The 14,174-nt window shown below is 40.0% G+C and carries 13 protein-coding genes; all 13 read left to right on the forward strand.

Features of this window, described 5'->3' with window-relative positions; all coding sequences use genetic code 11:
• Nucleotides 1-98 precede the first annotated feature (98 nt).
• Nucleotides 99-1,259 carry an ADP-forming succinate--CoA ligase subunit beta gene (sucC, locus tag CSV60_RS02900; RefSeq protein WP_099630904.1) on the forward strand — a complete coding sequence of 387 codons (1,161 nt, stop codon included), beginning with the start codon at nucleotides 99-101 and terminating at the stop codon, nucleotides 1,257-1,259.
• A gap of 18 nt (nucleotides 1,260-1,277) precedes the next feature.
• Complete coding sequence (sucD, locus tag CSV60_RS02905) at nucleotides 1,278-2,180, forward strand: succinate--CoA ligase subunit alpha (protein WP_099635940.1); 903 nt, start codon at nucleotides 1,278-1,280, stop codon at nucleotides 2,178-2,180.
• Between the two features lie 73 nt (nucleotides 2,181-2,253).
• Nucleotides 2,254-3,132: a DNA-processing protein DprA gene (gene dprA / locus CSV60_RS02910; protein WP_099630906.1), complete on the forward strand. Its 879-nt coding sequence runs from the start codon at nucleotides 2,254-2,256 to the stop codon at nucleotides 3,130-3,132.
• 125 nt (nucleotides 3,133-3,257) lie between these two features.
• Nucleotides 3,258-5,333, forward strand: coding sequence for a type I DNA topoisomerase (gene topA, locus CSV60_RS02915; RefSeq protein WP_099630907.1), 2,076 nt, complete (start codon nucleotides 3,258-3,260; stop codon nucleotides 5,331-5,333).
• A gap of 43 nt (nucleotides 5,334-5,376) precedes the next feature.
• Nucleotides 5,377-6,687, forward strand: coding sequence for an FADH(2)-oxidizing methylenetetrahydrofolate--tRNA-(uracil(54)-C(5))-methyltransferase TrmFO (gene trmFO, locus CSV60_RS02920; RefSeq protein WP_099630908.1), 1,311 nt, complete (start codon nucleotides 5,377-5,379; stop codon nucleotides 6,685-6,687).
• 381 nt (nucleotides 6,688-7,068) lie between these two features.
• Nucleotides 7,069-7,968: a tyrosine recombinase XerC gene (xerC, locus tag CSV60_RS02925; protein WP_099630909.1), complete on the forward strand. Its 900-nt coding sequence runs from the start codon at nucleotides 7,069-7,071 to the stop codon at nucleotides 7,966-7,968.
• Nucleotides 7,969-7,976: 8 nt separating this feature from the next.
• On the forward strand, nucleotides 7,977-8,516 hold the full coding sequence (gene hslV, locus CSV60_RS02930) for an ATP-dependent protease subunit HslV (RefSeq protein ID WP_099635941.1): 540 nt from the start codon (nucleotides 7,977-7,979) through the stop codon (nucleotides 8,514-8,516).
• A 3-nt stretch (nucleotides 8,517-8,519) separates the two neighbouring features.
• On the forward strand, nucleotides 8,520-9,908 hold the full coding sequence (hslU, locus tag CSV60_RS02935; protein ID WP_099636072.1) for an ATP-dependent protease ATPase subunit HslU: 1,389 nt from the start codon (nucleotides 8,520-8,522) through the stop codon (nucleotides 9,906-9,908).
• A gap of 86 nt (nucleotides 9,909-9,994) precedes the next feature.
• Nucleotides 9,995-10,771 (forward strand): GTP-sensing pleiotropic transcriptional regulator CodY, encoded by a 777-nt coding sequence (gene codY / locus CSV60_RS02940; RefSeq protein ID WP_099635942.1) that lies wholly within the window; start codon nucleotides 9,995-9,997, stop codon nucleotides 10,769-10,771.
• A gap of 542 nt (nucleotides 10,772-11,313) precedes the next feature.
• Nucleotides 11,314-11,703, forward strand: coding sequence for a flagellar basal body rod protein FlgB (gene flgB, locus CSV60_RS02945; RefSeq protein WP_099630912.1), 390 nt, complete (start codon nucleotides 11,314-11,316; stop codon nucleotides 11,701-11,703).
• Between the two features lie 2 nt (nucleotides 11,704-11,705).
• Entirely contained in the window at nucleotides 11,706-12,167 is a 462-nt protein-coding gene (gene flgC / locus CSV60_RS02950; protein ID WP_099631030.1) for a flagellar basal body rod protein FlgC, read from the forward strand.
• A gap of 30 nt (nucleotides 12,168-12,197) precedes the next feature.
• The gene (fliE, locus tag CSV60_RS02955; RefSeq protein WP_099630913.1) at nucleotides 12,198-12,506 is read left to right on the forward strand and encodes a flagellar hook-basal body complex protein FliE; all 309 of its coding nucleotides are present in this window, start codon (nucleotides 12,198-12,200) and stop codon (nucleotides 12,504-12,506) included.
• Nucleotides 12,507-12,567: 61 nt separating this feature from the next.
• Entirely contained in the window at nucleotides 12,568-14,169 is a 1,602-nt protein-coding gene (gene fliF / locus CSV60_RS02960; RefSeq protein WP_099635943.1) for a flagellar basal-body MS-ring/collar protein FliF, read from the forward strand.
• The last annotated feature ends 5 nt before the right edge of the window (nucleotides 14,170-14,174 follow it).

The raw sequence follows: 14,174 nt of genomic DNA on the forward strand, positions 1-14,174 counted from the left end.
ATTTGCAATAGCGATTCTTGGACAATGTGTGACAGTTTGATTACAATAAAGCAGTAGTTGAACATCAAGCAATTGTAAAACGAATGGAGGCAGTACGTATGAACATCCATGAATATCAAGGGAAGCAGTTATTGAGAGATTACGGAGTAGCTGTTTCAAAAGGCCGTGTCGCGTTTTCTCCAAAAGAAGCAATGGCAGTGGCAAAAGAGATCGGTACAGTACCTATTGTGGTAAAAGCCCAAATACATGCAGGTGGACGAGGTAAAGCAGGTGGAGTCAAAATTGTAAAAACTCTTGACGAAGTGCGTGCAGTAGCAGCCGATTTAATTGGCAAGCAACTCGTAACACACCAAACAGGTCCTAAAGGACAAGAAATAAAGCGTCTTCTTGTTGAAGAAGGAATTGATATCGAAAAAGAATTTTATATTGGTCTTGTCGTTGACCGCGCAACAGATCGAGTTACGTTGATGGGATCTGCAGAAGGCGGCGTGGAAATCGAAGAAGTGGCAGAAAATAATCCCGAAAAGATTTTCTATGAAGTAATCGACCCAGTAGTTGGATTGGTTCCTTTCCAAGCACGTCGTATGGCGTTTAATATGGAAATTCCTAGCAACTTAATCAATAAAGCAGTCAGCTTTTTCTTAGGGTTATATAAAGTGTTCAGCGAAAAAGATGCATCGATTGTTGAAATTAATCCTTTGGTTGTTACAAAAGACCAGCGTGTACTTGCACTGGATGCGAAATTCAACTTTGATGACAATGCTACATTCCGTCATAAAGATATTATGGAATTACGCGACTTTGATGAAGAGGATCCGAAAGAAATTGAAGCATCGAAGTATGACCTGAGCTATATTTCTCTTGACGGAAACATTGGCTGCATGGTAAATGGAGCCGGTTTAGCGATGGCTACAATGGATACGATCCACTACTACGGCGGAGAACCCGCTAACTTCTTAGATGTTGGGGGCGGTGCAAAGAAAGAAAAAGTAGCAGCCGCTTTCAAAATCATTTTATCCGATCCAAAAGTTAAAGGTATTTTCGTTAATATCTTTGGTGGAATAATGAAATGTGACGTAATTGCTGAAGGTGTTATTGAGGCAGCTAAAGAAGTTGGTCTTCAAGTACCTCTTGTCGTACGTCTTGAAGGAACGAATGTAGAACGCGGGAAAGCCTTGCTACAAGAATCCGGCATCAATATCGTTGCAGCGGATTCTATGGCAGAGGGCGCGAAAAAAATCGTTGAGTTGATAGGATAAGAAAGGCAGGTACAAATCATGAGTATTTATGTGAATAAAGATACAAAAGTAATTGTACAAGGAATTACAGGTTCCACTGCCCTGTTCCACACACAGCAAATGTTGGAATATGGTACGAAAATTGTCGCTGGCGTAACGCCTGGTAAAGGCGGTCAGACGGCGGAAGGTGTGCCGGTATTTGACACTGTGGAAGAAGCAGTAAAAGAAACAGGTGCAACAGTTTCCATTATTTATGTACCTGCACCGTATGCGGCAGATGCCATTATGGAAGGCGTCGACGCAGGACTAGACATGACAATCTGTATTACGGAGCATATTCCAGTCTTAGATATGATCAAAGTGAAACGTTATATGGAAGGCAAAAAGACACGATTGATTGGTCCAAACTGTCCAGGCGTTATTACGGCAGACGAGACGAAAATCGGTATTATGCCAGGTTATATTCATACTAAAGGGCATGTGGGCGTAGTTTCTCGTTCAGGTACACTGACTTATGAAGCAGTTCACCAGTTAACTCAAGAAGGCATTGGTCAAACTACAGCTGTCGGAATTGGTGGAGACCCGGTAAATGGTACAAACTTTATCGATGTCTTGGAAGCGTTCAATGAAGATCCAGAAACTTATGCAGTCGTCATGATCGGTGAAATTGGTGGTACTGCAGAGGAAGAAGCAGCCGCTTGGATCAAAGAAAATATGACGAAGCCTGTAGTAGGCTTTATCGGTGGTCAAACTGCACCTGAAGGCAAGCGTATGGGACACGCAGGTGCTATAATTTCCGGTGGTAAAGGTACAGCTGCTGATAAAATCAAAGCCCTACAAGCAGCGGATGTTCAAGTTGCAGATACACCTTCAGTCATAGGTGAAACGTTAATCAAAGTCCTGAAAGAAAAAGGACTATACGAGAAATGTAAAACGAAGTAAACTAAAAGGAGTAGCTTAATTGCTACTCCTTTTTTCGTGCTCTTGCTTGTAGTGTCGAACAAAGGAGAATTCGATGCTCTATACTAATCAACAACTACATTTACTGTACGTACATTATATCCATCCTGTACCTTTTAATCGTTTTACGAAGCTATTGCAAGAGAACCCTTTATTAGAGGATCTACATTCTTACTCGGCCTTTCAATGGTCGTATATTTTTAATTTGTCCCTAGAAAGAACGAAGCAATTCCCAGCGAAATATAAAGAAATTTCCTGTCTCCCTATAGTAGATATGCTGAAGAAAAACCATGTGATACCCATCACATACTATCATTCGAATTATCCCGAAGAATTAAAGCAATTATGTGATCCGCCATCGGTTCTTTATACGAAAGGGAATAGACTTTTATTGAAAAAACATCCCCGTGTAGGAATAATTGGCTCCCGTACAGCTACAAGCTATTCCAAAATGGCGCTGGAATTTATTGTGCCACCACTCGTCGACCGTCAGATCCCAATTGTTTCAGGCTTAGCAGCCGGAGCTGACACGATGGCGCATCAAGCTGCGATCGACTATGGCGGGGAAACAATTGGCGTATTAGGTCATGGATTTTCTCACATGTATCCGAAAAGGAATCAAAAAATAGCTGAAGAAATGGCGGAAAATCATTTACTTGTGACGGAATATCCACCATACTTTCCGCCAGCCAAGTGGACATTTCCTATGCGCAATCGGATTATCAGTGGTTTATCTAACGTGCTAGTCATTACAGAATCTGTCGAAAGAAGTGGAACGATGAGTACAGTTGAGCATGCTCTTGATCATGGAAAAGAAATATTTGCAGTACCTGGGGCCATAGATTCTCCTCTTTCAGTAGGTCCAAATAAGCTGTTAGATGAAGGGGCCAAGCCGTTGTGGAGTGGTTATCAGATTATCGATTCTTTACGGTAAATAGGAATATCCTCTTTTTGTAAAATGTTTAAAGGGTTGCTTTATTTCAAAAACTGTTATACATTTTGCAACAGATATTCTTTTGCTGAATAAATATAAAGAAATCTCTCTGAGGAGGGAACGATATGGCAGATTACTTAGTAATAGTGGAATCGCCTGCTAAAGCGAAAACGATTGAACGTTACTTAGGAAAGAAGTATAAAGTCAGTGCATCACTCGGTCATTTACGCGATTTACCCCGCAGTCAAATGGGTGTAGATACCGAAAATAATTATGAACCGAAGTATATTACAATCCGAGGTAAAGGACCGATACTTCAAGATTTGAAAAAAGAAGCGAAAAAAGCGAAGAAAGTTTTCCTCGCAGCTGACCCGGATCGCGAAGGAGAAGCGATAGCTTGGCATTTATCACATCAATTAGGTGTAGATATAGAATCAGATTGCCGCGTGGTGTTCAATGAAATTACAAAAGAGGCAATTAAAGAATCATTTAAACACCCCCGTCCAATTGATATGGATTTAGTAGATGCGCAGCAAGCAAGAAGGATTTTGGATAGACTAGTAGGCTATAACATCAGTCCGATTCTTTGGAAGAAAGTTAAGAAAGGATTATCCGCGGGGCGTGTGCAATCAGTTGCTTTGCGTTTGATTATCGATCGGGAAAATGAAATCAATGCATTTGAGCCTGAAGAGTATTGGTCCATCACTTCACAATTCACTAAAGATGATAAAACGTTTGAAGGGCAATTTTACGGCGATGCAGTTGAGAGAGTGAAACTAACGAATCAAGAACAAGTGGAAAAAATCGTCAATTCGATAAAACCGGACGAATTCGAAGTATCCACAGTAGTGAAGAAAGAACGTAAACGTAATCCAGCGTTGCCGTTCACTACATCATCACTTCAGCAGGAGGCAGCACGCAAGCTGAACTTCCGCGCAAGGAAGACGATGATGCTTGCGCAACAATTATATGAAGGAATTGCGATTGGAAAAGAAGGTACAGTTGGTTTAATTACTTATATGCGTACCGACTCGACGAGAATTTCTGATACCGCAAGAGAAGAAGTGAAGTCATTCATCCATACGATGTACGGTGAAGAGTTTATTTCAACTAGTACGAAAAAAACGAAAGCTAAAGCGAAGACGCAGGATGCGCACGAAGCAGTAAGACCTACTTCAGCTATGCGTCCCCCGGATGCCATGAAAGCGTTTTTAACAAGAGACCAACATCGTCTTTATAAACTAATTTGGGAACGTCTCATCGCTAGTCAAATGGCACCGGCTGTTTTGGATACAGTGACTGCAGATTTCTTAAATGGAGATATCCGTTTTAGAGCATCGGGATCTCAAGTGAAATTCCCGGGGTTTATGAAAGTATATATTGAAGGCAATGATGATCAACAAGAAGAGAAAGAAAATATATTACCGCCACTTGAAGAAGGTGAGCGTATTAAATATGCAGACGTGGATCCGAAACAGCATTTCACACAGCCACCGCCTAGATATTCGGAGGCGCGTTTAGTGAAGACGCTTGAGGAGCTAGGTATAGGGAGACCTTCTACGTATGCACCTACTCTTGACACCATTCAAAAGCGTGGCTATGTCACACTAGATGCCAAGCGGTTTATTCCGACAGAACTTGGAGTAATCGTTCATCAGGCAGTTAATCAATACTTCCCTGATATCATTGACATCGAATTTACGAGGCAGATGGAACAACGTCTTGACCATGTGGAAGAAGGTACGATCGAATGGCGTACAGTGATCGATGATTTCTATCGTGATTTCGAAAAGCACGTAGAAGTAGCAGATGCCGAAATGGAAAAGATTGAAATCAAAGATGAGCCAGCGGGTGAAGATTGTGAGAAATGTAGTTCTCCAATGGTTTACAAGATGGGCCGTTACGGAAAATTCATGGCATGCTCCAACTTCCCAGATTGTCGTAATACGAAGGCCATTATCAAACCAATTGGTGTAAAATGTCCAAAGTGTAAAGAAGGCGAAGTCGTCGAGCGAAAAAGTAAGACGAAGAGAATTTTCTTTGGTTGTGATCAATATCCTGAATGTGACTATGTTTCATGGGATAAACCAATCTCAAGACCGTGTCCGAAATGTCAGCACACAATGGTCGAAAAACGATTGAAAAAAGGTGTTCAAATCCAATGTACGGAATGTGATTATAAGGAAGAACCACAAAACTAGTAAGTTAGAAATAATTCAACATAATGAGAAAGAGGTAGTTGAAATGACGCAAATTGTAAATGTGATCGGTGCAGGGTTGGCTGGAAGTGAGGCAGCTTGGCAATTAGCTAATAGGGGAGTTCAAGTGAAATTATTCGAAATGCGTCCTGTGAAGCAAACCCCTGCCCATCATACAGATAAATTTGCGGAGTTAGTATGCAGTAACTCGTTACGTGCGAATAATCTGACAAACGCAGTAGGTGTCATCAAAGAAGAGATGCGCCAATTAAATTCATTGATTATTCAAGCGGCGGATGATTGCGCGGTACCTGCTGGCGGAGCGCTTGCAGTAGATCGACACGAATTCGCTGGCAACGTCACTGAGAAGGTCCGGAATCATCCGAATATAGAAGTGATCAATGAAGAAGTGAAAAAAGTACCGGAAGGAATTACGGTAATCGCATCTGGTCCATTAACATCTCCAGCATTAGCTGAAGAAATTAGACAGCTAACTGGTGAGGATTATTTATATTTCTATGATGCTGCGGCTCCCATCGTAGAGGCTGATTCCATTGATATGGATAAAGTTTATTTGAAATCACGCTATGATAAAGGTGAAGCAGCCTATTTAAACTGTCCTATGAACGCGGAGGAATTCGAGCGTTTCTATGAGGCTTTAACATCAGCTGAAGTGGCGCCTTTAAAAGATTTTGAGAAAGAACTTTACTTTGAAGGATGTATGCCAATTGAAGAGATGGCGAAGCGCGGTGTGAAAACGATGTTATTCGGTCCTTTAAAACCGGTTGGACTTGAAGACCCTAAAACAGGAAAAGAACCAATAGCAGTTGTTCAGTTACGCCAGGACAACGCAGCGGGAACATTATATAACCTAGTAGGATTTCAGACGCATCTAAAATGGGGAGCCCAGAAAGAAGTATTGAAACTGATACCTGGATTAGAAAATGTGGATATCGTACGTTACGGCGTAATGCATCGTAATACATTCATCAACTCCCCTAGAGTATTGAACTGCACATATCAACTGAAATCACAACCAACCATCCTATTTGCCGGTCAAGTAACAGGGGTAGAAGGCTATGTTGAATCAGCAGGATCAGGATTGATTGCAGGTATTAATGCGGCACAATTGGCAAAAGGCAAGAGACCGGTCCGATTTCCAAGAGAAACGGCACTTGGCAGCATGGCGCGTTATATTACGGAAGCTGATCCAAATAACTTCCAGCCGATTAACATCAACTTCGGATTATTCCCTGAGCTGAATAGGCGCTATAGAACAAAAGCCGAACGAGCGGACAAACATGCGACACGCGCATTGGATGCATTACAAGAATTTAAATCTACGACAAAATTATAAAAAACTTTACTTTAACAACTTAAAGACGAACTGAAGTTAGGACTCCATCTAATCGGAGTTTTATCTTCAGTTTTTTGTTGTGGTCGCATTGTGCAACTTTCTAGTTGGTATAACGTCTTACAATTAGGGAAATGATGAACAGTATGATAAATAATTACTTAGTATTAAAGTAATTTGACTGTTATGTGACGGAAATGGTTCTTTAATTTAAAAATGATAAAGAATCAGTTTTTCAAAGTTGCCCAATAATCCTTGCTAATGTATAGTGTTTAATGGACTACATTCGGCTTTGATAGTTTATATCGCACTATATATAATCAACAATCTTTCGTATTTTCAGGTGCACGTTGTACGATGATCAATTCGTATTGAGGTGATAAAATGATTCCTGAAATAAAACAATTGGCAGAAGAATATGTATCCTATATTCGACTAGAGAAAAACTACTCATCCTACACGGTCGCGGAGTATGAAAAAGACCTTCGGGATTTTTTATTGTTTCTGCAAGAAGAGGGAATTGGGAAGTTGGAAGACGTCGACTATCCTGTAGCTAGATTATATGTTACACGTTTATATAATCGTTCGTATGCAAGAACAAGCATTTCCAGGAAAATATCAGCCATTCGGTCATTTTTTACATTCATTAATGCTCGTTACGGGATTGAAGATCAAGCATTTCGATTATTGTATCATCCGAAGCAAGAAGAACGCCTTCCTGCTTTTTTCTATCAGCAAGAGTTGGAAAAGCTTTTTGAAGTTACGACGGGTGAGGATTTTCGCTCTTTGCGTGATCGTGCTTTACTCGAGTTGCTTTATGCGACGGGAATCCGTGTTGGGGAACTAGTAGAAATCGAAGTGCAAGATGTGGATCATTATTTAGGAATTGTAAAAGTAATGGGTAAAGGACGGAAAGAACGTTTTGTGCCATTTGGAAGTTTTGCAGGGGAAGCATTGCAGAACTATATAGACAGTAGTCGGCCACAATTGATAAAGCAAAAGAAGCATACAAAACTGTTTGTCAATTTACGTGGAGATCCTTTGACGGATCGTGGCGTGCGCTATGTATTAGATGACTTAATGAAGAGAGCGTCCTTGCATACTAATATTACGCCACATATGATTCGCCATACGTTTGCGACACATTTGCTTGGCGCAGGTGCGGATCTACGGTCAGTACAAGAGCTGCTGGGACATAGCCATTTATCTTCAACTCAAGTCTATACCCATGTCACAAATGAACACTTACGCCAAACTTATTTACAAACGCACCCTCGTGCTTAGGAGGAAATATAATGAAATTTCATGCAACAACGATATTTGCTATTCATCATGATGGGCAATGTGCAATGTCAGGTGATGGGCAAGTGACGATGGGCGAGTCGGTCGTCATGAAGCACACAGCGAAGAAAGTTCGTAGATTATTCAACGGCAAAGTCTTAGCTGGTTTTGCTGGTTCCGTAGCGGATGCATTTACGCTATTTGACTTATTTGAGGCTAAACTCAATGAATACGATGGAAATCTTCAACGCGCGTCAGTTGAACTTGCTAAAGAATGGCGTGGCGATAGGATCTTACGTAAGTTAGAAGCACTGTTACTCGTTATGGATGAAAATACACTATTACTTGTTTCAGGTACTGGTGAAGTAATAGAGCCGGATGATGGGGTATTGGCAATCGGTTCCGGAGGCAATTATGCACTAGCGGCTGGACGTGCACTGAAGAAGCACAGCCATGAATTAACGGCGGAAGAAATAGCTAAAATTTCACTTGAGACAGCTGCCGATATTTGTGTGTTTACTAATCATGATATTATCGTGGAGGTGCTTTAAGTGATGAAGCAGGAAATGACTCCTAAAGCGCTAACAGCGTATTTAAATCGTTATATTATTGGGCAGGAAAAAGCTAAAAAGGCTGTTGCGGTTGCTATGCGTAATCGTTATCGTCGTATGCAATTGTCTGCTGAGGAACAAGAAGAGATCATTCCGAAAAACATTTTGATGATTGGGCCTACTGGTGTCGGGAAGACAGAAATTGCTCGAAGAATTGCCAAGTTAATTCATGCACCTTTCGTAAAGGTCGAAGCAACAAAGTTTACGGAAGTCGGATATGTAGGACGAGATGTAGAGTCAATGATTCGCGATTTAACCGAAGTCGGAGTACGAATGGTAAAAGAAGATATGCGTGAAGCCGTAAAAGAGCAGTCCCAAAAGTTAGCGGAAGAACGTTTAGTAAAGCTATTGGTCCCTGAAGCGAAAAAGAATACTGAAGGTCAAAACCCTTTCGAAATGTTTTTCGGTCAAAAAACACAACCTGAACCCGAACAAAAAGAAGATCAATCCGAAATTAGACGAAAGCGTTCAGACATCGCTGAACAACTTGCGAATGGTAGCATCGAAGAAAAAATGGTGACGGTAGAAGTACAAGCGCAACAACCCTCTTTATTTGATGCGTTGCAAGGGTCTGGTATGGATCAAATATCGGGTATGCAAGACGCTTTATCTTCGCTTATGCCGAAGAAGAAAATTCAGCGTCGTATGAAAGTAAAAGATGCAAGAATTGTGCTGGAAGCGGAAGAAGCGGATAAGTTAATTGATCAAGATGAAGTGGCACGTAAGGGAATCGAATTAACTGAACAGGCGGGAATTATTTTCCTAGACGAGATGGATAAAATAGCTAGTAGCAATCAAAAGTCTTCTGGGGAAGTCTCCCGTGAAGGTGTACAACGTGATATTTTGCCGATTGTTGAAGGTTCTACAGTCACAACAAAGTATGGCGCTGTTAAGACAGATTATATATTGTTCATTGCTGCTGGAGCATTCCATATGTCGAAGCCGTCCGATATTATTCCTGAGTTACAAGGTAGATTCCCAATTCGTGTAGAATTGGACAAATTGAAAAAAGATGATTTTGAGCGCATATTACGTGAACCGGATTTTTCTTTATTAAAACAATATGAACGCCTTCTTGCAACAGAAGAGGTTGAAATTGAATTTACGGATGAAGCGATCAGTAAACTGGCTGAAATCGCATTTGAAGTAAATAATGAAACAGAAAATATTGGCGCAAGAAGATTGCATACGATTTTGGAGAAGTTGTTAGAGGATTTATCATTCGAAGCAGCAGAAATCGGACCTGCATCTATCAAGATTACACCAGCATACGTGGATGAAAAGCTGGATGGAATTGTAAAGAACAAAGATTTGTCACATTTTATTCTATAAGGAAGTCGTAATAGTTTATTTAACGATTGAAAACCTTTAGAATATTCATTAAAGTCAGAAGAAATCCTTGAGGAGGAACAATAGAAATGAGTTTATTAGTTAAAACAAGAAAAATCAATGCAATGTTACAAAAAGGTGCAGGCGGTCCTGTTAACTTTAAAGAGATGGCAGAAGAGCTGAGCGATGTAATTGATTGTAATGCGTTTATCGTGAGTAGAAAAGGTAAATTACTTGGTTTAGAAATTCATCACCAAATTGATAATGATCGCATGAAAAAGATGTTTGAAGACCGTAAATTTCCTGAAGAGTATACAACTCGTTTGTTCCAGATTAATGAAACGTCTCCAAATATCGATATTGAGAGCGAACATACAGTTTTCCCTGTCGAAAACAAAGAACTATTCCAAGAAGGTTTAACTACGATCGTACCTATCATTGGTGGTGGCGAGCGCTTAGGTACTTTAATTCTTGCGCGATTAAGAGATGGTTTTACTGAAGATGATCTAATCCTTGCTGAATATGGTGCAACAGTAGTAGGTATGGAAATCTTACGTGAAAAGTCCGAGGAAATTGAACATGAAGCGCGTAGCAAAGCGGTTGTACAAATGGCGATCAACTCATTGTCTTACAGTGAGCATGAAGCGATTGAGCATATCTTCAAAGAGTTAGACGGAAACGAAGGATTGCTTGTAGCGTCTAAAATTGCCGACCGTGTGGGAATTACACGTTCAGTAATCGTCAATGCGCTCCGTAAACTTGAAAGTGCTGGCGTTATTGAATCGCGTTCTTTAGGAATGAAAGGTACGTATATTAAAGTATTGAACGATAAATTCTTAGAAGAGCTTGAAAAACACAATTCATAATAATAAATACCACTTTGAAGAATAGTGTGTAGAAACTGAAGGAATATCCGTAATTACGGATTTTCTTCGGTTTTTTATTTTTCTCAATAAATAAACACTTTTACTGAACCGGACTCATCTTGTTTTGTATACTACGTAGGGAATAGTCATTCAATTATTAAAATGAGTAGAAGGAAGGATAGTGGGGAAATTTATAATATTTGATATCGCACTTTAATTTACATAATACGACAAATTATGCCAAAGAGACTCAAAGTAACATATAAAACAGCACTTACTAATTATATAAAAAACGAATTTATATGTTACTAAGTAATTAGTAGTAATGTATTTATTACTATGAAATATACAAAGTAGTTACTTTGCACTATAAAAAATATTATAAAACATTGGACAAAAATCATTAGTCTCCGCTACAATAGAGTAGTAGAAAAATAGAGTATATTATTTATTTAATATAGTATCAAAGAATAGTATGAAATAAGTAGAGTTCTGAGAAAAATCGCGAAAAATGAACTAAATGAGGGAAGGGTGGGGAAACGATGGAGATTTATGGTGGTACCATCAACCTGCTTGAAAAAGGATTGAATTACTCGTCTGCGAAAGGAAAAGCAATCTCGCAAAATATAGCGAATGTAGACACACCTAACTATAAAACTAAAAATGTTAACTTTAAAGAAGTGTTTTCTAATGAGAATAGTAAAGTTCTAGAAGCATATAAGACCGACTCCAAGCATTTAGACTTTACACATTCCACGCCAAGTAAAACATTCGACGTATCAAACTTCCGTTACCGACAAGATCGCAATGGCGTGGATATGGACAAACAACAGGCAGACTTAGCGGCAAATCAAATTTATAATTCAGCGCTAATAGAGCGATTAAATGGGAAATTCAATTCATTACAAAGTGTTATTAAAGGGGGACGTTGATGATGAGTATATTTCATAGTCTGAATTCATCGGCTTCTGCATTGACTGCTCAACGCTTACGTATGGATGTCATTTCTTCAAATATGGCGAATGTTGATTCAACTCGGGCCAAGCAAGTAGATGGCGAGTGGCAGCCGTATAGAAGAAAAACCGTCACGTTACAACCGAAGGAAGGACAGTTTTCTTCATTTTTGCAAGCGGCAAAGGGAGTTCACTCACATGGGAATGCAGGAAATGGAGTGGCCGTAACACGTGTGAAAGAAGATCGGGAGACTCCATTCAAATTGGTATTTGATCCCTCTCATCCAGATGCGAATGAAGAAGGGTATGTGGAAATGCCAAATATCGACCCTTTACGCGAAATGATTGATTTAATGTCTGCAACTAGATCGTATGAAGCGAATGTAACAGCGTTGAATGCAAATAAATCTATGTTAATGAAAGCATTGGAAATCGGAAAATAATATACTGGTATTCTATTAGGAGTGAACTAGATGGCAATACAATCAATTACAGGTGCTATGCCTGCTATGTCAATCCAGCAACCTGAAGTTAAAGCACAAAAAACACCTTTTGAAGCTCAACAGAATTTCTCGGCAATGTTAAACGACGCGATTCATCAAGTAAATGAAACACAAAAGGTCTCGGATACTATGACAGCAAAACTTGTAAAAGGTGAAGATGTCGATTTACATAATGTGATGATCTCGGCACAAAAGGCGAGTATCGCATTCAATGCAACAATGGAAGTGCGTAATAAAGTGGTAGAAGCATACCAAGAAATCATTAGAATGCCTGTCTAATTGATAGAAAGCACTAGGCGTAAATGGAATTGCGCCTAGTGAGGCTGACCGGGGGATTAGAATGAAAGAAAGATTGACAAAGCTCAGGGCGGATCTCAAAGCTTTCTGGGGAAGTCGAACAAAGAATCAAAAAATTATATATATAACGATAGCGGCTGGCATTATTACGCTGGCGGTTTTTTTAACAATGACTATGTCCCGTACCACATATGTAACGCTTTATTCAGAAGTATCGCCATCTGAGATTGGACGTATAAAAGAAGTCCTAGATGGACAAGGAGTACCTTACCTGGTGGAACCGGGCGGTACTGCAATTTCGGTACCTGAAAAACAACTGGATAATCTACGTGTATCACTGGCGGCAGAAGGATTTCCAGGTTCCGGTCTAATCGATTATTCATTCTTCTCGGATAATGCGGGGTTTGGTACTACCGATAATGAATTTAATATGATTAAGCTTGCTGCGATGCAAACAGAATTAGCTAATCTAATAAAGGGTATAGAAGGTATTAAGGACGCAAAAGTAATGCTTACCTTACCGACAGAGGGAATTTTCGTAAATGACACAACATCAGAAGCTAGTGCAGCGATCATGTTAAAGACGAATCCCGGACAAAACTTTTCAGAGCAACAAATTACAGCACTTTATAATTTAGTATCAAAGAGCTTGCCTAATCTATCTAATGAGAATATCGTCATCCAGAACCAATATTTTGAGTACTTTGATCTAAAAGATTCAGGAAATTCTTACGGGGCTAATGTGACGGATCAAATGGACGTGAAAAAGACGATCGAGCGTGACTTACAACGACAGGTTCAAATGATGCTCGGTACGTTGATGGGACAAGATAAAGTAGTTGTGTCTGTTACGACAGATATCGACTTTAAGAAAGAACAACGTGAAGAGAACCTTGTGACGCCTGTCGATCCAGAAAACATGGAAGGTATTGCATTAAGTGTACAACGGATAACTGAATCATTCTCGGGTACGAATCCTGCAGTAGGCGGTACACCTGAAGCGGAAGATCCGACTGATAGTCGTACTACGTATGTTGAAGGTGAAGGCGGAAACGGTGATTACGAACGTCTAGAAGAAACAATTAATAATGAAGTAAATAGAATTAGAAAAGATATAGTAGAGAGCCCATACAAGATAAGCAATATCGGTATACAAGTTATGATTGAACCGCCTACTGCTGATGATCCAACTTCATTGGCTCCAGAAGTGCGACAAGATGTTGAACGAATTTTAGAGACAATAGTACGTACTTCATTGGACAAAGAAGTAGCTGGAGAATTAACCGATGAAATACTAGCTGAGAAAATAGCCGTTTCGGTTCAACCATTAAAAGGGAAAAACGTTGCGTTTGAAGATACTAAGACTGTCATCCCTTGGTGGGTATATTTGATTGGCGGTGTCTTGCTACTTGCAGTCATTGTTCTTGTTGTATTGTTCGTGCGCAAGAGACGCAACGAAGCAGAAATGGAAGAAGAGTTGGCAATGGAACAAGCTCAGACTCAATTTGATTCCGTACAAGTCGATGACATCAATATGGAACAAGAGACAGAAGCGACAGCTCGTAGAAAACAACTAGAAAAAATGGCTAAGGATAAACCAGAAGAGTTTGCGAAATTATTGCGAACATGGATCGCCAAGGAGTAACGGAG

This window comes from Sporosarcina sp. P7 (assembly GCF_002743425.1).
In the GTDB taxonomy this organism is placed as follows: domain Bacteria; phylum Bacillota; class Bacilli; order Bacillales_A; family Planococcaceae; genus Sporosarcina.